Below are 24807 nucleotides of genomic sequence, written 5' to 3'. Positions count from 1 at the left end.
ATGGCTCGGGCGGACGTGGTGCCGGGCTTTCACTCAGTGGAAGCCTGCAGCTTTTCCAGGCGGGACTTCAGCAGACCCCGCCGGTCGGCGTTGCCGGGCAGGGCCACGTACTTCTCGCCGAAGGCGGCCAGCAGCGCGTCGTCCAGCCGGCGGACCGCGCCGGGCGGGTACTTGTAGTCCATCCGGGCGTTCAGGTCGAGCTCGTTGACCGGCACCAGCACCTCGGTGAGCTCCGGCAGCGAGGTGATCGCGAGCTCGGCCAGCAGCCCGGTGATCCAGGTGTAGTGCTCGGTGCGCGACCAGCCGGCCTCCGGGTACTGCCCGGCCAGGAACGCAGCCAGCTCCCGGGCCCCGATCCGGGAGTCGTCGTCGGCGGTGTCCCGGCCGGTGGTCTCCCCGCTCCCGGCCGGCTCCTCCCCGGGCAGCACCCGGTTGGCCGCGAGCCGGTCGCGGATGATCGAGAACTCCTGGTCGGCCAGCTCCAGCAGACCGGCGGCGAGCGTGAACCGGCGGTCCAGTTCGGGCGCCTGCTCGGCGGGAACCGTTCCCTTGTAACGGATGTCGTGCTCGAACTCGGCCCAGGCGTGCTGCAGCACGGTGCGCACCTGCAGCGAGGCGGCCATCCCGCGCAGCGGCTCGTACTCGGAGTGGCCCTCGCGGGCGGCGTCCAGGGCGATCAGCATGTGCCGGCTGCGGTAGCCGAAACGGCCCTGCCGGGCGGTCTCCTCGCCCATGTCCCGGTCGCGCTTGACCAGCAGCTGGTCGTGGATCACGTCGGCCACGGTGGCCACGTCGTCCTGCACGTAGGTGATCACCCGCACGCCGATCTGGTCGTTGATCTCGCGCAGCGGCTCGGAGTAGACCAGCTCGCCGTCCGCGGTGCGGCGGGCGGCCTTGCCGGCGAACGAGGCCACCGCCTTGGCCCGGCCGGTGACGCTGAGGTAATTGATCCCGGCCTCGTCGAGGATCGACTTCACCAGCACGCAGAACCGGTCGGCGGCCTCGACCAGGGCGGGCTGGCGCAGCGCGTACTCGCGCACGGCGACCGAGACCGGGTCCTCGGCGGTGACGTCCTCGTGGGTACTGGGCTCCAGTCCCTCGGGCAGGGTGGGGGTGACGATGTAGCCGTTCTCCACGTCGCCGTAGACGGTGACCATCTGCGGGTGCCGGGCGGTGAAGAGCGCCACGTAGGCGCAGATCACCGCGTCCACCTGGTCCTCGACCACCCGCAGCTCGCTCTTGCGCTCGGCCCCGGTGGCGGCCTCGATCAGTTCCGGCCAGCGCGAGCCCGGGCGGTCGGTGTGCAGCGCCGGCTCGGCCCCGGCCAGCCCCCCGACCAGGCTCATCAGGCGCAGCAGCTCCGACTGCAGCTCCTCCCGGGTGCGGCCGGGCTTGGCCTTGTACTTGAGCGTCCGGCCGAGCCGGAACAGCGCGACGGTGGCGGCGTGCGGGTACACCTCGACGGCCCGGCGGCCGCGGCCGGAACGGGGGTTGAGGTCCAGCTTCAGCGCCGAGGCGATGCGGGCGCCGCGCGGGGTGCCGGAGAACTCCGGCTTGGTGGTGTTCACCGGGTGCGCGCCGGCGTGGAAACGGGCGAAGTCCTTGTTCAGGGCGGCCTCGGCGGGCCGGTTGCCGGTCTCGTTGCGGACGATCAGCGGTGCGTCGATCGCGACCAGGCAGTCGCCGGCGGTGTAGGGCGCGAGCGCCGCGAGGATGTCCTCGTCGCTCTGGGCGGTGCTGACGTGCACCAGACCGCCGTCCTGGTCCAGCACGGCCAGCCCGGTGGGCTTGCGCTCGCCCCAGGCAAGATCCACTCCGACGTAGTACACAGGGTGAAGCCTGCCGTATCCGGCGTGCGGCGGCGCGCCGGGGGCGGGTGCGCAGCGTGACCCTCAGACCGGACCGAGGTCCACGATCACCCCGATCAGGGTCTCCGGTTCCCCGTCCGGGCCGGTCACGGTGGTGAGTGAGCCCTGACCGGCGAAGTGGCTGCCGTCCCTGCGCACCCAGGTCCAGCGGCGGGCACCGGCGGCCATCACCTCGGCGGCCGCCCGCACCGGGTCGGTCAGGCCGGTCTCGGCCATCGCCCGGTCCAGCTCGGCGGGCAGATGGTAGATCAGCGGCGTGCGCCGGCCGATCGTCTCCTCGGCCGTCCAGCCCAGCAGTTCCTGCGCGCCCCGGCCCCAGAAGGTGATCAGGTGGGTGGCCGGGTCGATCCCCACGATGGCCACGTTCGCCACGGCGTCCAGCGCCCGGTGGGTGCGCCGGAGGGCGGCCTCGGCCTCGCGGGTCGCGGTGACGTCGAGCACGGTGGAACGCACCTGGACCGCGGTGCCGTCCGGATCCCGGTCGATCCGGTTGCGCACGGTCATGATCCGCTCGGTGCCGTCCGGGCGCAGCAGGCGGAACTCCATGTTCGGCAGCCGCTCGGCGTCCGGCACCCGGGCGAGGGTCGCGGCCACCACGCCCCGGTCGTCCGGATGGATGTTCTCGAGGTAGGCCTCCGGGGCGGGGGAGACGCTGTCCGGCGAGTGCCCGAGCTGGGCGTAGAGCCCTTCGCTCCAGCGGGTCTCGCCGGTGCGCAGGTCCCAGACGGCGGTCCCGGTGCCGGCGATCTGTTCGGCCTCGGCCAGGTCGGCGCGGTCGTCCCGCGCGGCCCGGAGCAGCGCCGACTTCTCGGCGGCGGTCAGCACCACGCACAGCGTGCACAGAGTGGCGGCGAACAGGACCACCTGCACGGCCAGCGTCTGCGCCCAGGGCGGTTCCTGCACCACCGGGCCGCTGCCCTGCAGGGTGCCGACGGTGGCGATCAGGGCCATCAGCAGCAGCGAGCCCATCGCCCGGAGCGGGCCCAGCCGCAGCCCGCCCCAGATCAGCGGCACCGCGCAGACGAACGAGGGCACCACCGTCTGGCCGGTGCCGAACACCCCGCCGGCGACCGCCCCGGTCAGGGCCAGCTGGGCGGCCCACTCCAGGTCCAGCCGCCGGCGGCCCTCGGCCGGGGCGACCAGGAACAGGGGCGAGACCATCAGCAGGCCGAGCAGGTGAGCGCGCAGGTAGCCGTGGAAGAGCGGCCAGGCCGGGCCGGCGCCGTCGAGCACCTGGGTGAGGGTGAACACCAGGGCGCCGACCATGGCTCCGGAGACGGTGCACAGGGCGAAGCGGATGCCGGCCGTGGGGGAGTCGAGCAGCACGCCGCGGGGGAACGCCCGCCGGGCGAGCAGCGCCGTCAGCAGCAGCTCCCCGCCGTTGGCCAGCGCCAGGCCCAGCGCCGCGGCCACCCCGTAGTGGGTGTCGACACCGGTCAGGAAGAGGGCGACGGCCGATCCGGTCAGGGCGGCCGGCCAGTCGCGGGTGGGCAGGCGGGCCAGCAGCGCCACCGCCACGCCGCCCAGCGGCCACCAGACCGAGGCGCCCAGGTCCGGGTCGCGCAGCAGCCGGAAGGTCACCTGGGCCAGCACCAGGGCGGTGACCAGGGTCAGCCCGAGGAGCAGGGCCGAGCGGGCGAGCAGCCGGCCGGCCCCCACCTCCTCGCTGCCGCCACGCAGGCGGACGGCCGCAGTCGGCACCCAGCCTCTCCCGGTCGCGGGGCCCGGGCGTCGGCCCGGATCGTCGAGCACAGGATCGGCGGGGCGGGCTGGGCGCTTGACCTCCTCCCGCGTGTGTACCGTGGCCGGACCGGCCCGGATCAGTCCGGTCCGACGCGATCCGTGTGGAGGTCCACGTCATGAGAAGGCCAGCGGCACCTGTGCCGGCCGGAGCCGATCCGCAGTTCGCGGGCGAGCGGGCCCCGGCCTCCGAGGAGGTCGTGACGATCTGTCGCGACCTGCTGCGGATGGACACCAGCAACTACGGCGACAACAGCGGCCCGGGCGAGCGCAAGGCCGCCGAGTACGTGGCCGGGCTGCTGGCCGACGTCCAGATCGAGCCGCAGGTGTTCGAGAGCGAGCCGGGCCGCACCAGCGTGGTCGCCCGGATCCCGGGGGAGGCCTCCGACCGGCCCGCCCTGCTGGTGCACGGTCACCTGGACGTGGTGCCCGCGCAGAAGCAGGACTGGCAGGTCGACCCGTTCTCCGGCGAGGTGGTCGACGACTGCCTGTGGGGCCGCGGCGCCGTGGACATGAAGGACATGGACGCGATCATCCTGGCCACGATCCGCCAGATGCGGCACGAGGGCCGGCGCCCGCCGCGCGACATCGTGCTGGCCTTCATGGCCGACGAGGAGGCCGGCGGGGTCAAGGGCTCGAGCTGGCTGGTGGACAACCACCCGGGCCTGTTCGAGGGCGTGGACGAGGCGGTCAGCGAGGTCGGCGGGTTCTCCGTGGAGCTCCAGGGCCGGCGCACCTACCTGCTGCAGAGCGCCGAGAAGGGCATCGCCTGGGTGCGTCTGGTGGCCACCGGCCGGGCCGGGCACGGCTCGCAGGTGAACGGCGACAACGCGGTCACACACCTGGCCCAGGCCGTGGCCCGGATCGGCGCCCACCGGTGGCCCACGGTGATCCCGGCGACCGTGCAGGCGTTCTTCGAGGGCGTGCACGAGCAGACCGGCGTCCAGCTGCTGACCGGGCAGGAGGTGGACGTGGAGAAGCTGCGCGAGATGTTCGGCAGCACCGCGCGCTGGCTCGAGGCGACGGTGCAGAACACGGCCAACCCCACCGTGCTCGAGGCCGGCTACAAGCACAACGTCATCCCCGGCCAGGCCTCGGCCCTGGTCGACTGCCGGTTCCTGCCCGGTCAGCGGGACGAGCTGATGCGCACCCTGACCGAGCTGGCCGGTGAGCACGTGAAGGTCGAGGTGCTGCACAGCGACGTGGCGCTGGAGGCCGGTTTCGAGGGCGGGCTGGTGCAGGCCATGCGCCAGTCGCTGCTGGAGCTGGACCCGGGCGCGGCGGTGCTGCCCTACTGCCTCTCCGGCGGCACCGACAACAAGGCGTTCAGCCGGCTGGGCATCCGGGGCTACGGGTTCGCCCCGCTGAAGCTGCCGGCCGACCTCGACTTCGCCGGCATGTTCCACAGCGTCGACGAGCGGGTGCCGCTGGAGTCGCTGCGGTTCGGGGTGCGGGCGTTCGACCGGTTCCTGCAACTGGTCTGACGGTCGTTCCCGGGACCCGCGTCGCGCGGGTCCCGGGAAGGGCCTCACAGGGTCCGTTCGACCCGCATGATCCGGCGGCGCAGCCACACCCGCCGGCCGCCGCCGAACGAGATCTGCACCCGCGCGAGCTCCCAGCGGCCGTACTCGGCCTGCTCGGTGAGCAGCTGGCGGGCCTCGGCCCGCCCGGTCCCGCGGGGCAGGGAGAGGATCCGGTACTCGTAGTCCGGTGAGAACGGGGTGGCCGACGGGTCGGCCGGGCGCACCCGGGTGGCTGGATCTCGCACGTCATCGCTCAAGGCAGCTCTCTTCGCCGATATTCCGGACCGGTCACCGACACGTGTTCTGCTGATCCGCCCGTGTCCGCGGGCAGCCACGTCGGACCATGTCATCACGAACCGATACGGTCATGCCATGACGACGGAGCCCCGAGCTGCTCTTGACCGCCTGATTGCTGCTCTCGAGGCGCACCTCGAGGCAGCTTCCCGGCGGGCCGGTGAGGCCGACCCATCGGTGGTCGCGGCCTACCAGACCCTGGCCGACGCCTTCGAGACCTACGACGAGTCGCTCTACGACGCGTTCGACGAGGTCACCCCGTTCGTCCTGTACGACGACGCCGAGGACGCCCTGGCGAGCGACGACGAGGACGACGAGGACGGGGAGGACGACGACGACCTCGACGAGTACGACGACGAGGACGACGACGAGGACGACGACGAGGACGACGAGGACGCGGACGACGAGGTGGGCGACGGCACCGGCCGGCCCGCCACCGCCCCGCGCGCCTGAGTCCCGGTACCGGTCCCGGTCTCACCCCAGGGTGAGGCCGGGATCAGTCATGCCCGGAGCCGACCTCTCGCCGGCCTCTGCGGAAACTTCCCGGTAACGCGTAAGTCCCTCTCCGGAAACATCTTTCGCCCGGGTAGAAGTCGAAAACCCGGCAGTCTTAACGCATTCTCACGCGTTTCGAATTGACCAGGGCCCACTTCCGCCCGCAGGCTGGTCACTGACAGTCCTCAGTCACTAACTCTTGGTGATTTCTGAGACGAATTCTGGGCATGGACGCCCGATGCAACGCGATCCAGTACTGCCATGCACCTCCAGACGCCGCGAACGACGCCAGGAGAGAAGTCCATGAGCCAGGAATCCACGTCCACCGTCACTCCCTCCCGGCTGTCGGCCGGAGAACCCGACGGGCACGAAGCCACTGAACACACTGAACCCCAGCCACACTGGCGGGCCGACATCGAGGCGTCCCTGGTCGTCTTCCTGGTCGCCCTGCCCCTGTCGCTCGGCATCGCCGTCGCCTCCGGTGCCCCCGTGGTGGCCGGCATCATCGCTGCCGTCGTCGGGGGCATCGTCACCGGTCTCGTCGGCGGTGCCCCCCTCCAGGTCACCGGTCCCGCCGCGGGTCTCACCGCGGTGGTGGCGGGTCTGGTCTCCGAGCACGGCTGGCGGGTCACCTGCCTGATCACCGTGCTGGCGGGAGTCGTCCAGATCGGCTTCGGCCTGACCCGGGTGGCCCGGGCCGCGCTGGCCATCTCGCCGGCCGTGGTGCACGGCATGCTCGCCGGGATCGGCCTGACCATCGTGGTCGGCCAGCTGCACGTGCTGCTGGGGGCCGACTCCCGCAGCTCGGCGCTGGAGAGCATGCTCGAACTGCCCGGCCAGGTCCTCACCCTGCACACCGCCTCGGCGCTGCTCGGGGTGGGCACCATCGCCCTGAACCTGGTGTGGCCCCGGCTCACCCGGCACCTGGGCCCGCTCGGTCAGGTGCCGGCGCCACTTGCCTCGGTCACCCTGATGACGCTCGCCTCGCTGCCGTTCGCGGTCGAGCGGGTCGATCTGCCCGGCAACCTGCTCACCGCCCTGCAGCTGCCGGAACTGCCCGAGCAGGCCTGGCTCTCGGTCGGCGTGGGCGTGCTCACCGTGGCCCTGGTGGCCAGCGTGGAGACGCTGCTGTCGTCGGTCGCGGTGGACAAGATGCACCAGGGCCGCCGGGCCGACCTCGACCGTGAGCTCCTCGGCCAGGGCTCGGCCAACATCCTCTCCGGCCTGGCCGGCGGGCTGCCGGTCACCGGGGTGATCGTGCGCAGCGCCACCAACGTGCGGGCCGGGGCGAAGACCAAATGGTCGGCCGTGCTGCACGCGGTCTGGGTCGCGCTGTTCTCGGTGGTCCTGGTCTCGGTGGTGAAACAGATCCCGCTGTCGGTGCTGGCCGGGCTCCTCGTGGTGATCGGCATCGGGCTGGTCAATCTCGGCCACCTGCGCAGTGCCCACCGGCACGGCGAGGGCGCGGTCTGGGTGGTCACCCTGGCCGGGGTGCTGGTCCTGAACCTGCTCGAAGGGGTGCTCCTGGGCATCCTGGTGGCGCTCGGTTTCGCGGCCCGCCGCACGATCGCGGCCAAGGTGCAGGTCATCCCGGCCGGTACCGCCGAAGGCACCTGGCGGGTGGTCCTGACCGGCACGCTGACCTTCGTGGCGCTGCCCCGTCTGGCCCGGCGGCTGGGCAGCATCCCTGAGGGGGCGCCGGTCCGGCTCGACGTCGAGCTGGACTTCCTCGACCAGGCGGCTTCGGAACACCTGCTCGGCTGGGTGCAGGAGCATCGCCGGGCGGGTGGCACGGTGACGGTCCGGGAACAGGGTGCGGCCGTGCTGAGCGAGGTCGTCGGTGGTGGGAAGCCGCCCCGGGGAAGGGTTCTGGACGGCGCGATGCCGTCGGCGCCGTGGAGCCATGGCAAGGTCGAGATCTCGTCCGACAGCGAGCCTGAGGAGCCCGAGACCCCGAGCCAACTGATGGACGGGGTGGGCAACTTCCACGATCGCCTCGCCCCCCGGATGCGGGGAGTTCTGCACGAACTGCGTGAATCCCAGTCGCCCAGCACGTTGTTCATCACGTGCGCCGACTCCCGGGTGGTGCCCAACCTGATCACCGACTCGGGCCCGGGTGACCTGTTCACCGTGCGCAACGTCGGAAACCTGGTGCCGGTAAGGCCTTCCGATCCGGGTGACTCGACCCTCGCGGCGGTCGAGTACGCGGTGGGGGTGCTCGGGGTGACCACCATCGCGGTCTGCGGGCACTCCGGCTGCGGGGCCATGCGGGCGCTGCTGGAGCCGTCGGCCGAGGCTGAGGGGGCCTTACCGGGCTGGCTCGCCCACGCCGAGGAGTCGCTGAGCGCGTTCCGGGCCCAGGCGGGCACCGACGACGTTGCCCGGCTGGCCGAGGTCAACGTTGTCGTCCAGCTCCGCCACCTGATGGAACACCCGCTGGTGCGTCGCCGGGTGGAGGCCGACCGGCTCGAGCTGGTCGGCATGTTCTTCGACATCGGCGCCGCCGAGGTGCGGGTGCTGGAACCGGAGAGCGGCGAGTTCAGCCTCCCCGCCGGGGTCTGACGAGGGTCTGACGAGGCGGACCGGGTGGCCCAGCTCACCGGGAACCACCCGGTCCACCTCGATCACAGGGCTGAGAGCGAGACCTCGTCGAGCACGCCCAGGATCTCGACCGGCAGCTGCACGTCCTCACTGCCCAGGGCCTGCCGCAGCTGGGCCCCGGTGCGCGCCCCGAGCAGCACCGAGCTGATGCCGGGGCGGTCGCGGGCCCAGGCCAGCGAGATCTCCAGCGGGGAGAAGCCCAGGCCGTCGGCCGCCGCGATCACCGCATCGGTGATCCGGCGGGACGAGCGGTCGAGGTAGGGCTCGACGAACTGGGCCAGGTGCGCCGAGGCCGCGCGCGAGTCGGCCGGGGTGCCGTGCCGGTACTTGCCGGTGAGCACGCCCCGGCCGAGCGGGGACCAGCCGATCACCCCCAGGCCCAGGTGCTGGCTGGCGGGGATGAGTTCGTTCTCGGCCTGGCGCTGCACCAGGGAGTACTCGGTGTGCACGGCGGCCAGGGGCTGCCCCCCGGTGGCGGCGAGCGCCGCCTGCCAGGAGTCGACGTTGGCCACCCCGGCGTAGCGGGCCCGGCCCGAGCGCACGGCGGTCTCCAGGGCCGACAGCGTCTCCTCGAGCGGCACCGCGGAACTCCAGCCCGGCGCCGTCCACAGATCCACGTGGTCGGTGGCCAGCCGGTTCAGCGACGCGTCGAGGGCGGCGAGCAGGGAACGGCGGGAGAGGTCGGGGCCCTGGCGGTGCAGCGGCACCACGGCCTTGGCCGAGATCACCAGTTCCTCGCGCACCCCGTGGGCCTGGTGCAGCTTGCCCAGCGTCTCCTCGCAGGCCCCGGCGCCGTAGCGGCTGCCCACGTCGACCAGTGTCCCGCCGGCCTCGAGAAAATCTCTCAGCTGGTCGGCCGCCTCGTCCGGATCGGTCTCCCGGCCCCACGTCATGGTGCCCAGGCCCAGCCTGGAGACACGCAGACCGGTGCGGCCCACGTAGCGCTGCTCCATAAACGGCCAACTTAGCGTGCAGCAGTGCCCGGCGGCGCCTGCCCCAATGGGCGAACTAGGCTCTACCCGTGCCCACAGTTCTCCTGGTCCGCCACGGCCGCACGGCGGCCAACGCCTCCGGCGTCCTGGCCGGCTGGACCCCCGGCGTCGGTCTCGACGAGACCGGTCAGGCCCAGGCCCGCACCCTCGCCGCCCGGCTCGAGAAGATCCCCCTGCGGCTCGCCGTGGCCAGCCCGCTGCAGCGCTGCCAGGAGACCGCCTCGGCGCTGCTGGGCCCCGACGGCCCGGCGCTGCTCACCGACGACCGCCTGGGCGAGTGCCACTACGGCGACTGGACCGGCCGCCCGCTGAAGGAACTGGCCCAGGAGAAGCTCTGGCCGGTGGTCCAGGCGCATCCCTCGGCCATGACGTTCCCGGGCCCCGACGGCGAGTCGATGCCCGACATGCAGCACCGGGCGGTCGCCGCGGTCCGCGAGTACGACGCCCGGGTCGCCGAGGAGTTCGGCGAGCACGCGATGTGGCTGGCGGTCTCGCACGGCGACGTGATCAAGGCGATCCTGGCCGACGCCCTCGGCATGCACCTCGACCAGTTCCAGCGGCTGGTGGTCGACCCCTGCTCGGTCTCCGTGATCCGTTTCACACCGCTGCGCCCGTTCGCCGTACGGGTCAACGACTCCGGCGTGGATCTGGCTGCTCTGGTGCCGGTTCCGCCGCCGGCGGGGCAGGAGGGCCTGGCCGAGTCGGACGCCGCGGTCGGCGGCGGCAGCGGCGGTGCGGCGAGCGCGACCGGAAAGTCATAGGGTCGCCTCATGCCGCGCCAGGTGTACGAGTACGAGTCGCCGGACCGGTTCGTCGCGGGGACGACGGGCCAGCCCGGGTCCCGCACCTTCTTCCTCCAGGCCCGGGCCGGTAACCGGCTGACCACCGTGCAGCTCGAGAAGCAGCAGGTGTCGGTGCTGGCCGAACGGGTCGACGAACTGCTCGACGAGGTGCTGCGCCGCAGCCAGGGCAACGCCACCGTGCCCGCCCTGGCGCCCACCCGCACCGAGGACACGGCCCCGCTGGACACCCCGATCGAGGAGGAGTTCCGGGTCGGCACGATGAGCCTGGCCTGGGACGGCGAGCTCGAGCGGGTCGTCATCGAGTGCTTCGAGGCGGGCGAGAACCTCAACGAGGACGAGGACGAGCTGCCCGACAACGACGAGGACGCCGAGGGGGCGGTGCTGCGGGTCTCGCTGGCCGGGGCCGCCGCGCGGGCCTTCGCCAAGCGCGCCCTGGCGGTGGTCGGCGCCGGCCGCCCGCCCTGCCCGTTCTGCACGTTCCCGCTGGATCCGGAGGGGCACATCTGCCCCCGGGCGAACGGGTACCGGCGCTGATCGCGCGGATGGAAGAGCCGGAACTGCTCAAGCTGCTGGCCGAGGGCGAACTGGAGATCCAGGGCCGGATCGCCGGGGCCAGCAACGCCACGCTCTACGCGGCGGTGAGCCTGGACGGGGTGGCCACCGGCTGCGTGTACAAGCCGATCTCGGGCGAGAAGCCGCTGTGGGACTTCCCTTCCCGCACCCTGGGCCTGCGCGAGACGGCCAGCTACGTGCTGTCCGCGCACACCGGCCTGGACGTGGTCCCGCCCACCGTGCTGCGCGAGGGCCCGTTCGGCCCGGGCAGCGTGCAGCTGTGGATCAACGCGCCCGCCGACCACGAGCCGGCCACCGGCCTGGGCGGCCTGCCGCTGGCGGTCGAGCCGGTGATGGGGGAGCCGGGTGCGGGGGTGGTCGACGTGGTGGCCCCCGAGGCGCTGCCTCAGGACTGGAAGCGCGTGCTGGTGGCCGAGGACGCGGCCGGCGACCCGGTGGTCCTGGCCCACGCCGACGATCCCGGGCTGCGGCGGATCGCCCTGTTCGACGCGGTGGCCAACAACACCGACCGCAAGGGCGGGCACATCCTGCGCGGCACCGACGGCCGGCTCTACGGCGTCGACCACGGCCTCACCTTCAACCTGGACGACAAGCTGCGCACCGTGCTGTGGGGCTGGGCGGGTGAAAGGCTCGGCGAAGAGGCCTGTGAGCTTCTCGACGCCCTGGTGACCGACCTCACCGGCGACGGGGAGCTGCGCACGGTCCTGGCCGGTCTGCTGGAGGGCGACGAGATCGACCGGACCGCCCGGCGGGCCGCTCAGCTGCTGCGTCGGGGCCGGTTCCCGAAGCCGCCGGGAGACTGGGCCGCGATCCCCTGGCCACCCTTCTGACGAACTGCGTTTTATTCCAAAACCCGCCCGGGACCTGCACAGACAGGCCCGCGGGGTGTCGGTTAGGCTCCGGACGTGATCCCCTGGCCTTCTCCCGCCGTCCCCCGTCTGCCCGGCACCGGTGCCCCGGTCCGCATCTTCGACTCCGCCGAGCGGCAGCTGGTCACCACGCAGCCCGATGGTGAGGCCCGCATCTACGTCTGCGGGATCACCCCCTACGACGCCACCCACATCGGGCACGCGTCCACCTACGTGGCCTTCGACCTGCTCAACCGCGCCTGGCGGGACGCCGGGCACGAGGTCTTCTACGTGCAGAACGTCACCGACGTGGACGACCCGCTGCTGGAGCGCGCGAACGCCACCGGCGACGACTGGCGGGCCCTGGCCGACCGGGAGACCGAGCGCTTCAAGGACGACATGATCGCCCTGGGCGTCCTCGCCCCCCGGGTGTTCATGACCGCGGTGGAGGCGATCCCGCTGGTCGTCGACGCCGTGCAGAACCTGGTCAAGGCGGGCAAGGCATACCTGGTGCCCACGCCCGACGCGCTGCACCCGGGCGCGCAGGACGTGTACTTCGACGTCACCACCGACCCGGACTTCGGCCGGGTGGCCCGGCTGTCCGAGGACGAGGCCCGGGTCACCTTCGCCGAGCGTGGCGGAGACCCCGACCGGGCGGGCAAACGTCATCCGTTGGACGCTCTGCTCTGGCGGGTGGCCCGTGAGGGCGAGCCCTCGTGGGAGGGCGAGACCCTGGGTGCCGGGCGGCCGGGCTGGCACATCGAGTGCGCCTCGATCGCCCTGGAGCACCTCGGGATGGGCTTCGACGTGCAGGCCGGGGGAGACGACCTGCTCTTCCCGCACCACGAGATGAGCGCCTCGCACGGCCAGGTGATCACCGGTCAGGCGCCGTTCGCCCGGCACTACGCCCACGCCGGCATGGTCCGCCTGGACGGCGAGAAGATGAGCAAGTCCCGGGGCAACCTGGTGTTCGTGTCCAAGCTGCGCGAGGCCGGCGTGGATCCGCAGGTGATCCGCCTGGCCCTGCTGGCCCACCACTACCGCACCAGCTGGGACTGGACCGACGAGAACCTCAGCGCCGCGCAGATCCGGCTCGAGCGCTGGAAGGACGCGATGTCCCGGCAGGAGGGCGCCGACCCGGAGCCGGTGCTGGCCGCCGTACGTCAGGCCATCGGCACCGACCTGAACGCGCCCGAGGCCCTGGCCGCGGTCGACGCCTGGGTGGATGCGACGCTCGGCGGGGACACCTCGGTGGATGCTGCCCCCGGTCTGGTGGGGCGTACCGTCGACGCCCTCCTCGGCGTGCGCTTCTGAGCAGCTGAACGCAGGAAAGGCCCGCCGCAGCGGGCCTTTCCTGTTCTCACATCATGCCGGGCTTGGGACCCTCGTCACCCGGGTCCCGCCGGCGCAGGTACCGCTCGAACTCCTTGGCGATCGCCTCGCCGCTGGCCTCCGGCAGGTCGGCCGTGTCCTTCGCCTGCTCCAGCTGGCGCACGTACTCGCCGATCTCGGTGTCCTCCTCGGCCAGTTCGTCCACCCCGCGCTCCCAGGCCCGCGCGTCCTCGGGCAGGTCGCCCAGCGGGACGGTGACGTCGAGCACGTCCTCGATCCGCCGCAGCAGGGCCAGCGTGGCCTTGGGCGAGGGCGACTGCCCCACGTAGTGCGGCACCGCCGCCCACAGCGAGAGGCTGGGCAGCCCGGCCTTGGTCGCCGTGTCCTGCAGCACCCCCACGATCCCGGTCGGGCCCTCGTACCGGGAGGGCTCCACCGCCAGCTTGTCCAGCAGCCGCTCGTCGTCGCTGGTGGTGGTCACCGGGATCGGCCGGGTGTGCGGCACGTCGGCCAGCAGCGCGCCCAGCGTGATCAGGGTGCCGACCTTGAGGTCGTCGGCGTACTGCAGCACCTCCCCGACGAAGCGGCGCCAGCGCATCGACGGCTCGATCCCGCGCACGATCACCACGTCCCGGCTCGCCCCCGGCGGCCGCGCCCAGTACAGGCGGGTGGTGGGCCAGGTGATCGAGCGCCGGCCGTCCTCGTCCACGCCCACGCTGGGCCGGTTCACCTGGAAGTCGTGGTACTCCTCGGGATCCAGCTCGCCGACGCTCTGCGCCCCCCAGACCTTCTCCAGGTGCGCCATCGCCCCGCTGGCGGCCTCGCCCGCGTCGTTCCAGCCCTCGAAGGCAGCCACCATCACGGGGTCCCGCAGCGGCGGCACGCCCGACAGATCCGTCACGCCTTCTCCTCGCTCACATCTTCGTCGTCTTCGTCATCCGGCAGCCGGTGGGCCCGGTGGGCCCGTCGCGGCCCCCAGCCTAAGGGCGCCCGGGCTCTCCTGCGGATGGCTGTCCCCAACGCTCTAGACTCGCCGAAGAATCCGGCTCGGCCGCGTCCGCGCACCGTCCACCCCCAGAGGCGAGAACCACAGCATCGTGAACGACAGCCGTTCCCCCCAGCCGAACCCCTCCGCTCCCGCCCACCCCGCCGACCTCAGGGCTTCCGGCCTGCCCGCGGCGGTGCTGTGGGACATGGACGGGACCCTGGTCGACACCGAGCCGTACTGGATGGCCGAGGAGCACCTGCTGGTCTCCGAGTTCGGCGGCACCTGGTCCGACGAGCACGCGCACAACCTGATCGGCAACGCGCTGATCGACTCGGCGCACTACATCCAGGAGCACGGCGGTGTCACCCTGCCCGCCGAGGAGATCATCGACCGGCTCACCACCGGGGTGGTGCGGCGGATCGCCGTGGAGGTGCCCTGGCGGCCCGGCGCCCGCGAGCTGCTCACCGAGCTCAACGAACTGGGCGTGCCCTGCGCCCTGGTCACCATGTCGTACCGGGAGATGGCCGAGGCGATCGTCGGCACCCTGCCCGGCTCGTTCTTCCGGTTCCTGGTCACCGGCGACGAGGTCACCCGGGGCAAGCCGCACCCGGAGCCCTACCTGAAGGGCGCCGAGCTGCTCGGGCTGGCCCCGGCCCAGTGCGTGGCCATCGAGGACAGCCTGACCGGGATCGCCTCGGCCGAGGCCGCCGGGGTTCCCGTGCTGGCCGTGCAGCATCTGGTGCCGGTGCCCGAGGGCCCCGGCCGCACGGTGGTCGAGACCCTGGCCGGCTGGAGTGCCAAGGATCTGGGCCAGTTGCTCTTCTGAAAGAACTTCGAACAATGGACGTCCGCCCGCCCCGATCGGGGCGGGCGGACGTCCATCGGTGGTCGGGTTACTCGGCGGTGATGGCCCGCAGCACGTCCAGGCGCACCGCGCGCCAGGCCGGCATGATCGCCGCGAACATCCCGGCGATCGCCGAGGCGACCAGGACGACCACCAGCGTCGCCCACGGGATGGACAGCGTCTCCAGCCCCTGGGAAACCAGGGCCCGCTGCAGCACCAGCCCGAGCACCAGGCCCAGCGCCATGCCCAGCACCGCACCGAACACCGCGGTGCTGACCGACTCGGCGCTGATCATCCGCCGCAGCTGACGCCGGCTCATCCCGACCGCCCGCAGCAGCCCGATCTCCCGGGTGCGCTCGAACACCGACAGGGCCAGGGTGTTCACGATGCCCAGCACCGCGATCAGCACGCTCAGCGCGAGCAGGGCGTAGATCAGGTAGAGCAGCTGGTTGATCTGCGCCGCCTGGGCGTCGGCGAACTCCTCGCCGTCCTGCACCGAGACCACCAGGAACGGCTCGACGGTCTTGGTCAGCTCCTCGCGCAGCCCGGCGGAGTCGGCCCCGTCGGACTTCACGTAGAGCAGGAAGTCACCCTGCTGAGCAGGGGGGACCGCCTCGGAGTACAGCTCCATCGGGAAGAGCACCTGGGCGTTGTCCAGCGGCAGCGAGTCCTCGATGATCCCGCCGACGGTCAGTTCCTGACCGACCTGGGTGCCGATGTCGGCCGGGGGCAGCTGGTCGCCGACCTTCCAGCCCCGGTCGTCGGCGATGCTCTGGCTGATCACCACCTGACCGGAGTCGAGCGCGTCCAGCGAGCCCGCGTTCACCTGGACCTTGATGTTCTCGCTGATCGCGCGGGCCTCGGCGGCGACCGCGTAGACCCCGTCGCCGTCGATCTGCATCGGCACGTCCCGCACGGTGGCCACCGAGGTGACCCCGGAGAGCTTCTCGACCTCGTCGGCCACCGTGGTGGGGATGACGCTCGCCCCGCCGGTGCTCAGCACGTAGTCGGCCGACAGGTCGGTCTCCACCGCCTCCGCCACGCTGGCGTTGGCCGAGGAGGCGAACACCCCGACGCTCGACATCAGGGCCAGGCCGATCATCAGCGCACTGGCCGTGGTCGCCGTGCGGCGCGGGTTGCGCAGCGCGTTCTCCCGGGCCAGCCGGCCGACGGTGCCGTAGATCCGGGTGTACGGCGCCGCCACCAGCCGGACCACCGGACGGGTCAGCCACGGCGCGGCCACCAGCAGGCCGAGCAGCAGCAGAGCGGCGCCCAGGCCGATCAGCGGCCAGTTCGGCTCGTCACCCAGCGAACTCGGCAGCACCGCGGCGAAACCGAGCAGCACCAGCACCAGGCCGATGATGCCGCGCCGCAGCACCCCGCCCGGAGGCACCTGCGCGTCGTCGCGCAACGCGGCCATCGGCGGCACCTTGGCGGCGCGCAGAGCCGGCATCACCGCCGACAGCATGGTCACCACCAGACCCACCAGCAGGCTGATCACGACCGTGTTGACGCTGACCGGCAGACCACCGGTGATCTCCAGGCCGAAGGTCTCGACCAGAGCCTGCAGCCCGGCCGCGAGCAGCACGCCCAGACCGAGGCCGATCAGCGAGCCGACCAGGCCGAGGATCGCCGCCTCACCGAGCACCACCCGCAGCACCTGACCGCGGGAGGCCCCGACCGCCCGCAGCAGGGCCAGTTCCCGGGTGCGCTGGGCGACCAGCATGGAGAACGTGTTGGCGATGATGAACGCGCCCACGAACACCGCGATCGAGGCGAAGACCAGCAGGAACGTGGTGATGAAACCGATCCCCGAGGCGACCGCGTCCTTCTGCTCGTCGTAGAACTCGGAGCCGGTGATCGCCTCGGCGCCGGCCGGGATCACCGAGGACACGGCGTCGCGCAGCTGCTCCTGGCTGACCCCGTCGTCGGCGCCCAGGGTGAACGAGGGCACCTTCCCGTCGGGCGCCCAGGTGTCGATCGCGGTCTGCTCGTCCAGCAGCACCAGGGTGGCGCCGGCCAGACCGGAACCGAAGTCGAACGAGCCGGTGATGGTGACGTCCTGCGGGTCGTTCTGGATCAGCGCCCGCGTGGTGTCCCCGACCTTCAGTCCGGCCAGCTCGAGCGTGGTGTTCTCGACGAGCACCTCGCCCTTCTTCTCCGGACCGCGACCGTCGGTCAGCTCGACCACCGGGTCGTCGGGGTAGTAGGCGAAGCCCAGGTTGGGCGCGCCGCCGTTGCGGGCCGCGGTGCCGTCCTCGCCGACCAGGATCGCGGTGCCGCCCATGTCGGCCGCCACCCGCTCGACCCCGTCCACCGCCTGCAGCTGTTCGCGCAACGACAGCGGCAGCGGCTCGCGCTGCCGGGTGCCGTCGAAGGTGGTGGTCTCCAGCTCGGCCCCGCGCACCTGCACGTCGGTGCCGGCCGAGGTCTGCTCGACGATGCCGTCGAACGTGCGGTTGATGCTGCCGCTGAGCACCAGCGTGCCCGCGACCAGCGCCACCCCCAGGCAGACGGCCAGCGCGGTGAGCGCGAAACGCAGCCGGTGGGTGAAGATTCCCTTGACGGTGACCTTGAGCATGTCAGCTACGCCGTCCAACGGCGTCGAAGCCCCGCATCCGCTCGAGGACCTTGTCGGCCGTCGGCGCCGCCATCTCGTCGACGATCTCGCCGTCGGCCAGGAACAGCACGCGGTCGGCGTACCCGGCCGCGACCGGGTCGTGCGTGACGATCACGATCGACTGGCCGAACTCGCGCACCGAGTTCTGCAGGAACGAGAGGATCTCGGCGCTGGCCCGCGAGTCCAGGTTGCCGGTCGGCTCGTCGGCGAAGACGATCGCCGGGCGGCTGACCAGGGCCCGGGCGCAGGCGACGCGCTGCTGCTGGCCGCCGGAGAGCTCGGTGGGGCGGTGGCTCAGCCGGTCGCGCAGGCCGACGGTGTCGACCACCCGGTCGAACCACTCCTGGTCGACCTTGCGCCCGGCGATGTCCAGCGGCAGCGTGATGTTCTCCTTGGCGGTCAGCGTGGGCACCAGGTTGAACGACTGGAAGATGAAACCCAGCCGGTCCCGCCGCAACTGCGTCAGCGCCTTGTCCTTCAGCCCCCGCACCCGCACCCCGTCGATCTCGACCTCGCCGTCGGTGGGCCGGTCGAGGGCGGCCATGCAGTGCATGAGGGTGGACTTGCCGGACCCGGAGGGGCCCATGATGGCCGTCATCTCACCCCGGCCGAAGTCGACGCTGACCCCCCGCAGAGCCTTGACCTGTGCCTCGCCCGTACCGTAAATCTTCTGCAGATCAACCGCTCTCGCGATCGCTTCGGTTCCCACCGTGTTCTCCCCTGAGTCGTCGGACTGCACAGCATGGGGACTCCGTATCCCCCCAGAGATCACCGGTCCGAGCCGGCCGAAGGCGCCTTGCGACGCCGACCTCGGCCGGGCCGCGGCGAGCGCGTCCCGGCAGTGATCCAATTACGCCCGAGGCATGAGCCCCCTCACCTCGGGTTCCACCCTGAGTACAACCCCGATCTTGCTCCGTACCGGGCCAGGGGTCGTCCACCGGTCGGCGGACATTTTGTCATCCGGGCGGTGGGCCGGGCCGGGAATTACCGGTCGGCCGGCTCGGCTCCGGGACGCCGGTAGGGGCAGCTCAGCAGCGTGCGGCCGGGATCAGGGGATCTCGTGGGGTGCCGTCCAAACCCTGAATTGACGGACGCCCGTGGCCGGGGACCCGACGTCAGCGGCCCTTGGGCACGGATGGGCCGGGGATGGAGATGCGGGACGGCCGGGGGCGGGCCTGGGAACCAGAGGACGAGATGGCCCGGGGAGGGCACGGGAGGGGCACGGGGAGGGGGCACGGGGAGGGAAGGCGGAAGCGGCTTCGGAACGTCTGTGTCCGGAGCGAGCAGCCGTCCGGACAATGCGGCTGGCGGCTGGCGGCTGGCGGCTGGCGGAATCGGGAGACTGGTACGCCGCGCCCTCGCTCGCCCCCTGCTCGCTCGCGCCCTACTCGACTGGCTGCTTCGGCTCCTCCGACCCGACTGGCTGCTTCGGCTCCTCCGACCCGACCGGCTGTTCCGGCACCCCCGACCCGACCGGCTGCTCCGGCTCCTCCGGCGTGATGCCCAGCACCCGGGCCCGGGCCTCGGGCGGGATGGGCGGCGGGGTGCCGCCCTTGGCGGGGCAGAGGGCGTGGTGGTCGCACCAGGTGCACAGACGGCTGGGGGAGGGGCGCCAGTCGCCGGTCTCGGCGGCCAGGGCGATCGCCTCCCACAGGGCCTTCACCTTGCGTTCCACGGCGAGCAGGTCCTGCTCGTCGGGTTCGTAGCGCAGGATCTCGCCGTTGCCCAGGTAGACCAGCTGCAGCACGGTGGGCAGACGGCCGCGGGTGCGCCAGAGCACCAGGGCGTAGAACTTCATCTGGAACAGGGCCTTGGCCTCGAACGCCTCGCCGGGGGAGCGGCCGGTCTTGTAGTCGACCACCCGCAGCCGGCCGTCGGCCGCCACGTCGAGCCGGTCCACGTAACCGCGCAGCACCAGGTCGTTGTCGAGGGTGGTCTCGACGTAGAGCTCGCGGTCGGCCGGCTCCAGACGGGTCGGGTCCTCCAGGGCGAACCAGCGGCCGATCAGCTCCGACGCCGAGGCCAGCCAGGCCTCCAGGTCGGCCTGGGCCCCCGGCCTCTCCTGGTTCTCACCGCCCCCGGCTGCTTCCCCGCGTGCTTCCCCGCGTGCTTCCCCAGGTGCTTCCTCGGGTGCTTCCTCGGGTGCTTGCCCGGCTGCTTCCACTGCCGGCCGCCCGGACCCGTCGCCGCTCAGAGCGGGCTGCTCCGAGGACTGCTCCGAGGTCTGCTCCAAGGTCTGCTCAGAGGTCTGCTCAGCTGGCCGTCCCCCACTCGCCGGCCCCACTGAGCCCTCGCCACCCCCGGAACCAGCACTATGGTCTTGCGAACCCGTCCCGGCCTGCTCTTGGCCGCCCGTGCGGGCCTGCTCTTCGCTGCCCGTGCGGGCCCGCTCTTCGCCGTCCGCGCCAACTTGCTCGTCACCACCCGGGCCCGGCCCCCCGAACAACTGCGCCGCCTCGGGCCGCTCGGCCAGCACCTTCTCCCAGGAAGGCTGCAGCAGATCCCGCGCGGCCTGGAGCGTGCGCTGCTCGGCGGGCAGGTCGAACAGGCTCTCCAGCACGGTGTGCACCACCGTGCCGCGCAGGGCAGCAGGACTGGGACGCTCGGGCAGGCGGTCGACCACGCGGAAGCGGTAGAGCAGAGGGCACTGCATGAAGTCGGAGGCCCGGGAGGGGGACAGGGCGGCGGCCATACGAAGACCCTAGACGTGGGGTCCGACAGTTCACCGAGCCCGCGCCCGGCGTCCGGAATGTCCCGGTGAGCGCCCGCCCGGCCTGCCCTAACATCTGCCTTGTGAGCAATCCCGGGCCCGGTGGGCAGATCCGGCACCCGCACCCGTCCCCGCCGAACGTGCGGCGACGATGAGCGCGGCCGACGAGGCCGTGCGCACCGAGTCGGGGATCCGCCTGGGCCGGGTCGGCCCGGTGCCGGTCTACCTGCGCCCGTCCTGGTTCCTGATCGCGGTGGTGATGACCGCGCTGTTCGCCCCCACCGTGCGCGCCTGGGTGGACGTGACCGGGCCGCTCACCTACGTCATCGCCCTCGTCTTCGCCCTGATCCTGCTGCTCAGCGTGTTCGTGCACGAGGCCGCGCACGCCGTGGCGGCGGCCGCCACCGGCACCCCGGCCACGGCCATCGTCCTGGACCTGTGGGGCGGCCACACCGCCTTCGACGCACCCTCGGCCTCGCCCTGGCGGGCGATCGTGGTGGCCGTCGTCGGCCCGCTGTCCAACCTGCTGATCGCGCTCGGCGCCGACCGGGCGATGGAGCAGGCCGAGCCCGGCTCGGTGGCCCGGCTGCTGCTCGCCGCCACCGCCACCTCGAACCTGGTGGTCGCGGTGTTCAACGCCCTGCCCGGCCTGCCGCTCGACGGCGGCCGGGTGGTCGAGGGCGTGGTCTGGCGGATCAGCGGCAATCGCCTGGTGGCAGCCGTGTTCGCGGGTAACGCCGGGCGGGTCGTCGCGGTCGGCACGGTGGTCTACGCGGCCTGGTCGGTGGCCACCGGCGAGCACCGGATGAGCAGCGCGGTCTGGCTGGTCCTGGTCGGTTTCCTGCTCTGGCGCGGGGCCGGGCAGGCGGTCGAGGCGGCGCGCTGGAACATCCGGGCCGAGGCGGCGCTGATCGACGACCTGTTGCAGCCCGCCGTCGCCGTCCCCTCCAACGCCACGGTGGCCGGGGCCCTGATGTCGGCTGCCGGGGCCGGGGCCACGGCCGTGGTGGTGCTCGACGTGTACGGCCGGCCGGCGGCGATCGTCGACGAGCACGCGGCGGCCGGGGTGCCCGCTGCCCGGGCCGAGGAGGTCGGGGCCAACGCGGTGGCCGAGGCCCTGCCCGACGGTGCGGTGCTCACCACCGGCCTGGCCGGGCAGTCGCTGATCCAGGCCCTGCAGGACGCCCCGTCCGCCCGTTACGCCGTGCTCGGCCCCGACGAGGTGGTGGTCGGCGTTCTCGACTGGGAAGACGTGGCCCGCTTCGTCGCCCCCTGAAGGCGGGCTGACAAACGTCCTCAAACAAAAACAGCCCCCCGGGCACCCGGCACCACCCACCCCCCCACCGCCCATAGACTCGCTCCTCATGACCGAAGCACCCCCCGCCCCGACCGGCGCCGAACACCGCCGGGGCCCGTTCCGGGAAGGTGACCGGGTGCAGCTCACCGACCCCAAGGGCCGGCTGCACACGATCACCCTCGCCCCGGGCAAGCAGTTCCACACCCACCGCGGGTACTTCCGCCACGAGGAGCTGATCGGGCAGCCCGACGGCTCGGTCGTGCGCAACACCGCCGGGGTCGAGTACCTGGCGCTGCGCCCCCTGCTGGCCGACTACGTTCTGTCGATGCCGCGCGGTGCCGCCGTGGTGTACCCGAAAGACTCCGGCCAGATCGTGCAGATGGCCGACATCTTCCCCGGGGCCCGGGTCATCGAGGCCGGTGTTGGGTCCGGCGCCCTGACCATGTCGCTGCTCAGGGCCGTGGGCGACACCGGCCTGGTGCACTCCTACGAGCGCCGCGAAGACTTCGCCGACATCGCCAGGGCCAACATCGAGACCTTCTTCGGCGGTGAGCACCCGGCCTGGCAGATCACCGTGGGTGACGTGGCCACCGACGTGGTGGAGACCGACGCCGACCGGTTCGTGCTCGACCTGCTGGCCCCCTGGGACTGCCTCGAGGCGGTGGCCAAGGCGCTCGTGCCCGGTGGCGTGCTGATCTGTTACGTGGCCACCGCCACCCAGCTCTCCCGCACCGCCGAGGCCCTGCGCGCCGACGGCCGTTTCACCGAGCCGCAGGCCTGGGAGTCGATGGTGCGCGGCTGGCACCTCGAGGGGCTGGCGGTGCGCCCGCAGCACCGCATGGTCGGTCACACCGGCTTCCTGCTCACCACCCGGCGGATGGCCGACGGGCTCACCGCGCCGGCCCGTCGCCGGCGTCCGGCCAAGGCCGCCTCCGAGGGCGAGGCCGGTGTCTCCGAGGCCTGGGGCGAGTGGACCGCCGACGACCTCGGCGAGCGCCCGGTGTCCGACAAGAAGGTGCGCAAGGTGCGGCGCGAGGTCACCAACACGCCGTCGGAGCTGGTTGCGCTGCAGGAAGATCTGGACACCGACCCCGCCGCGGAACACGACGACGACCCGCGTCCAGGTTTCGATCCTGCTAATTGATGGCTTCCCGGACTGGATTTTTCGCCGTTCGCGGGTAAAGGTCGGTCCAAGGAGCGGTCCTGGCCGGTCGGGAGAACAGGGGAGGAGATCTGCGTCACCTTGGCTGTCCGGCAGTGGAAGTCTCGGTGACGATTGAGCCACCCATTGTCACTCCGAACGTGTCAGGATGCTCCTTTCCCGGTCGCCGACGGAGTGGGCCGGGCACGAGATTTCATCTCGTGGATGGATTTACGCCGCCACGCCGTTAGGTGTGCAGGCGGGCTAGGGTCGAGTCATCGACCTTGCGCCGGACGGGAGGGTTACCGCCATGACCGACCACAGCAGCGGGTACGGCCTTGACGAGACCGCGCTTCGTCGCGAGATCGTTCGCCTCCAGCAGGAGGTCGAGCGTCTCTCGGCAACGCGGATTCCAGGGGCGGCGGGCGACGAGATCGACCGCCTCCGGGCCCAGGTGAACCAGCTCGGATCCCAGAACGAGCGCCTCGCGAGCACCCTGCGCGACGCGCGTGAGCAGATCGTCCAGCTCAAGGCCGAGGTGGACCGGCTCGCCCAGCCGCCCAACACCTTCGGCGTCTACGTCGGCCCGGCCGAGGACGGCACGGTCGAGGTGATCAGTTCCGGCCGCAAGATGCGGGTCGCGCTGAGCCCCTCGATCGACGTCGAGGAGCTCGTCGAGGGCCAGGAGCTGATGCTCAACGAGGCGTTCAACGTGGTCGCGGCCCGGGCCTTCGAGCAGACCGGCGAGATCGTCATCCTCAAGGAGATCCTCGACGAGGGCCGGCGCGCCCTGGTGGTCGCGCACGCCGACGAGGAGCGGGTCGTGCACCTGGCCGGCTCGCTGCGTGACCCCGAGGTCAGGCTCAAGGTCGGCGACGCGCTGACGATGGACCCGCGGGCCGGTTTCGCCTACGAGAAGGTGCCCAGGGCCGAGGTCGAGGAACTGGTCCTCGAAGAGGTCCCGGACATCGACTACTCCGACATCGGTGGCCTCGGCCCGCAGATCGCGAACATCCGCGACGCCGTGGAACTCCCGTTCCTGCACCCCGAGCTGTACAAGGAGCACGGGCTCAAGCCGCCGAAGGGGGTCCTGCTGTACGGCCCTCCCGGCTGCGGCAAGACCCTGATCGCCAAGGCGGTGGCGCGCTCGCTGGCCAAGAAAGCGGCAGAGGCCCGGGGGCAGAAGGACTCGAAGTCCTACTTCCTCAACGTCAAGGGCCCGGAGCTGCTGAACAAGTACGTCGGTGAGACCGAGCGGCACATCCGGCTGATCTTCAGCCGGGCCCGCGACAAGGCCTCCGAGGGCACCCCGGTGGTGGTGTTCTTCGACGAGATGGAGTCGCTGTTCCGCACCCGCGGTTCCGGGGTCTCCAGCGACGTGGAGACCACGATCGTCCCCCAGCTGCTCTCCGAGATCGACGGTGTCGAGCGGCTCGAGAACGTGATCGTGATCGGCGCCTCCAACCGGGAGGACATGATCGACCCGGCGATCCTGCGCCCGGGCCGGCTGGACGTGAAGATCAAGGTGCAGCGGCCCGACGCCGAGGGCGCGAAGGACATCTTCACCAAGTACCTCACCGAGGACCTCCCGCTGCACCCGGACGACCTGGACGCCAACGGCGGCTCGCGCAACGCCACGGTCGAGGCGATGATCCTGCGCACGGTCGAGCGGATGTACGCGGAGTCCGAGGAGAACCAGTTCCTCGAGGTCACCTACGCCAACGGCGACAAGGAGATCCTGTACTTCAAGGACTTCAACTCCGGTGCGGTGATCCAGAACATCGTCGACCGGGCGAAGAAGGCGGCGATCAAGAACTTCCTCGACTTCGGCCAGCGCGGTATCCGCCTGGAGCACCTGCTCCAGGCCTGCGTGGACGAGTTCAAGGAGTCGGAGGACCTGCCGAACACCACCAACCCGGACGACTGGGCCCGGATCTCCGGCAAGAAGGGTGAGCGGATCGTCTACATCCGCACGATCATCCAGGGCAAGCAGGGCACCGAGCCCGGCCGCACGATCGACACGGTGGCCAACACCGGTCAGTACCTGTAGGGCACGTCCGACAACGGTTCCGGCCGGCTCACCTCGTGCGAGGTGGGCCGGCCGGAGCAGTTTTGTTTGAGGACGTTCGTGAGCGCCG

General features: G+C 71.9%; 18 protein-coding genes and 2 pseudogenes. 11 read left to right on the top strand and 9 right to left on the bottom strand.

Annotated features, from left to right (window positions below; all coding sequences use genetic code 11):
- Nucleotides 1–29: 29 nt before the first annotated feature.
- Together LWF15_RS37785 and LWF15_RS23405 are read right to left on the bottom strand one after the other, a co-directional pair.
- Complete coding sequence (locus tag LWF15_RS37785; RefSeq protein ID WP_232813057.1) at nt 30–1829, bottom strand: DUF429 domain-containing protein; 1800 nt, start codon at nt 1827–1829, stop codon at nt 30–32.
- 63 nt (nt 1830–1892) lie between these two features.
- Complete coding sequence (locus tag LWF15_RS23405) at nt 1893–3569, bottom strand: MASE1 domain-containing protein (RefSeq protein WP_232813056.1); 1677 nt, start codon at nt 3567–3569, stop codon at nt 1893–1895.
- Between the two features lie 266 nt (nt 3570–3835).
- On the opposite strand from LWF15_RS23405, the gene LWF15_RS23400 reads away from it, so the two are divergent.
- Complete coding sequence (locus tag LWF15_RS23400) at nt 3836–5092, top strand: M20/M25/M40 family metallo-hydrolase (protein ID WP_408623871.1); 1257 nt, start codon at nt 3836–3838, stop codon at nt 5090–5092.
- Between the two features lie 44 nt (nt 5093–5136).
- Here LWF15_RS23400 and LWF15_RS23395 read toward each other — a convergent pair whose 3' ends face one another.
- The gene (locus tag LWF15_RS23395) at nt 5137–5388 is read right to left on the bottom strand and encodes a DUF5703 family protein (protein ID WP_232813054.1); all 252 of its coding nucleotides are present in this window, start codon (nt 5386–5388) and stop codon (nt 5137–5139) included.
- A gap of 115 nt (nt 5389–5503) precedes the next feature.
- Between LWF15_RS23395 and LWF15_RS23390 the strand changes: the two genes are divergently transcribed.
- Both LWF15_RS23390 and LWF15_RS23385 read left to right on the top strand, forming a co-directional pair.
- Nucleotides 5504–5878 carry a primosomal protein gene (locus tag LWF15_RS23390; RefSeq protein ID WP_232813053.1) on the top strand — a complete coding sequence of 125 codons (375 nt, stop codon included), beginning with the start codon at nt 5504–5506 and terminating at the stop codon, nt 5876–5878.
- A gap of 345 nt (nt 5879–6223) precedes the next feature.
- A complete protein-coding gene (locus tag LWF15_RS23385) occupies nt 6224–8482 on the top strand; it encodes a SulP family inorganic anion transporter (protein ID WP_232813052.1) in 2259 nt (752 codons plus the stop codon).
- Between the two features lie 62 nt (nt 8483–8544).
- Here the strand turns inward: LWF15_RS23385 and LWF15_RS23380 are convergent, their stop codons facing one another.
- Complete coding sequence (locus tag LWF15_RS23380) at nt 8545–9474, bottom strand: aldo/keto reductase (protein ID WP_232813051.1); 930 nt, start codon at nt 9472–9474, stop codon at nt 8545–8547.
- Nucleotides 9475–9542: 68 nt separating this feature from the next.
- Here LWF15_RS23380 and LWF15_RS23375 point away from each other — a divergent pair, with 68 nt between their 5' ends.
- The 4 genes from LWF15_RS23375 (at nt 9543) to mshC (ending at nt 13051) form a co-directional block, all read left to right on the top strand.
- Nucleotides 9543–10274, top strand: coding sequence for a histidine phosphatase family protein (locus tag LWF15_RS23375; RefSeq protein WP_232813050.1), 732 nt, complete (start codon nt 9543–9545; stop codon nt 10272–10274).
- Between the two features lie 9 nt (nt 10275–10283).
- Entirely contained in the window at nt 10284–10850 is a 567-nt protein-coding gene (locus tag LWF15_RS23370; RefSeq protein WP_232813049.1) for a DUF3090 domain-containing protein, read from the top strand.
- Between the two features lie 8 nt (nt 10851–10858).
- A complete protein-coding gene (locus tag LWF15_RS23365; RefSeq protein WP_232813048.1) occupies nt 10859–11719 on the top strand; it encodes an SCO1664 family protein in 861 nt (286 codons plus the stop codon).
- A 75-nt stretch (nt 11720–11794) separates the two neighbouring features.
- Complete coding sequence (gene mshC, locus LWF15_RS23360; protein WP_232813047.1) at nt 11795–13051, top strand: cysteine--1-D-myo-inosityl 2-amino-2-deoxy-alpha-D-glucopyranoside ligase; 1257 nt, start codon at nt 11795–11797, stop codon at nt 13049–13051.
- Between the two features lie 46 nt (nt 13052–13097).
- Here the strand turns inward: mshC and LWF15_RS23355 are convergent, their stop codons facing one another.
- Complete coding sequence (locus tag LWF15_RS23355) at nt 13098–13970, bottom strand: PAC2 family protein (RefSeq protein WP_285624404.1); 873 nt, start codon at nt 13968–13970, stop codon at nt 13098–13100.
- A gap of 196 nt (nt 13971–14166) precedes the next feature.
- Between LWF15_RS23355 and LWF15_RS23350 the strand changes: the two genes are divergently transcribed.
- Nucleotides 14167–14883 (top strand): HAD family hydrolase, encoded by a 717-nt coding sequence (locus LWF15_RS23350; protein ID WP_232813046.1) that lies wholly within the window; start codon nt 14167–14169, stop codon nt 14881–14883.
- Nucleotides 14884–14950: 67 nt separating this feature from the next.
- On the opposite strand, the gene LWF15_RS23345 is transcribed toward LWF15_RS23350, so the two are convergent.
- From LWF15_RS23345 to LWF15_RS38215, 4 genes and pseudogenes are all read right to left on the bottom strand, one after another.
- A complete protein-coding gene (locus LWF15_RS23345) occupies nt 14951–17482 on the bottom strand; it encodes an ABC transporter permease (RefSeq protein WP_232813045.1) in 2532 nt (843 codons plus the stop codon).
- A 1-nt stretch (nt 17483) separates the two neighbouring features.
- Complete coding sequence (locus LWF15_RS23340) at nt 17484–18230, bottom strand: ABC transporter ATP-binding protein (protein WP_232813044.1); 747 nt, start codon at nt 18228–18230, stop codon at nt 17484–17486.
- A gap of 675 nt (nt 18231–18905) precedes the next feature.
- Nucleotides 18906–19652 (bottom strand): annotated as a pseudogene (locus LWF15_RS38220) (RecB family exonuclease); the annotation flags it as partial.
- A 384-nt stretch (nt 19653–20036) separates the two neighbouring features.
- Nucleotides 20037–20174: pseudogene (locus LWF15_RS38215) on the bottom strand (PD-(D/E)XK nuclease family protein); the annotation flags it as partial.
- A gap of 208 nt (nt 20175–20382) precedes the next feature.
- On the opposite strand from LWF15_RS38215, the gene LWF15_RS23330 reads away from it, so the two are divergent.
- From LWF15_RS23330 to arc, 3 genes are all read left to right on the top strand, one after another.
- Nucleotides 20383–21507, top strand: coding sequence for a site-2 protease family protein (locus tag LWF15_RS23330; protein WP_232813042.1), 1125 nt, complete (start codon nt 20383–20385; stop codon nt 21505–21507).
- An 88-nt stretch (nt 21508–21595) separates the two neighbouring features.
- Entirely contained in the window at nt 21596–22672 is a 1077-nt protein-coding gene (locus tag LWF15_RS23325) for a tRNA (adenine-N1)-methyltransferase (protein WP_232813041.1), read from the top strand.
- A gap of 307 nt (nt 22673–22979) precedes the next feature.
- Nucleotides 22980–24719 (top strand): proteasome ATPase, encoded by a 1740-nt coding sequence (gene arc, locus LWF15_RS23320; protein ID WP_232813040.1) that lies wholly within the window; start codon nt 22980–22982, stop codon nt 24717–24719.
- Nucleotides 24720–24807 lie beyond the last annotated feature (88 nt).

Origin of the sequence: Kineosporia rhizophila (genome assembly GCF_021277265.1) — a bacterium.
GTDB classification, from domain to species: Bacteria; Actinomycetota; Actinomycetes; order Actinomycetales; family Kineosporiaceae; genus Kineosporia; species Kineosporia rhizophila.
The sequence above is the reverse complement of the archived record's forward strand: the minus strand, read 5'-3'. Positions and strand labels throughout refer to the sequence as shown.

Excerpts from the sequence above, each read along its gene's own strand:
- LWF15_RS23400 (WP_408623871.1), top strand. The coding sequence starts at position 3,836 with ATGGACACCAGCAACTACGGCGACAACAGCGGCCCGGGCGAGCGCAAG.
- LWF15_RS23390 (WP_232813053.1), top strand. The coding sequence starts at position 5,504 with ATGACGACGGAGCCCCGAGCTGCTCTTGACCGCCTGATTGCTGCTCTC.
- LWF15_RS23385 (WP_232813052.1), top strand. The coding sequence starts at position 6,224 with ATGAGCCAGGAATCCACGTCCACCGTCACTCCCTCCCGGCTGTCGGCC.
- LWF15_RS23380 (WP_232813051.1), bottom strand. The coding sequence starts at position 9,474 with ATGGAGCAGCGCTACGTGGGCCGCACCGGTCTGCGTGTCTCCAGGCTG.
- LWF15_RS23370 (WP_232813049.1), top strand. The coding sequence starts at position 10,284 with ATGCCGCGCCAGGTGTACGAGTACGAGTCGCCGGACCGGTTCGTCGCG.
- LWF15_RS23365 (WP_232813048.1), top strand. The coding sequence starts at position 10,859 with ATGGAAGAGCCGGAACTGCTCAAGCTGCTGGCCGAGGGCGAACTGGAG.
- LWF15_RS23345 (WP_232813045.1), bottom strand. The coding sequence starts at position 17,482 with ATGCTCAAGGTCACCGTCAAGGGAATCTTCACCCACCGGCTGCGTTTC.
- LWF15_RS23330 (WP_232813042.1), top strand. The coding sequence starts at position 20,383 with ATGAGCGCGGCCGACGAGGCCGTGCGCACCGAGTCGGGGATCCGCCTG.
- LWF15_RS23325 (WP_232813041.1), top strand. The coding sequence starts at position 21,596 with ATGACCGAAGCACCCCCCGCCCCGACCGGCGCCGAACACCGCCGGGGC.
- arc (WP_232813040.1), top strand. The coding sequence starts at position 22,980 with ATGACCGACCACAGCAGCGGGTACGGCCTTGACGAGACCGCGCTTCGT.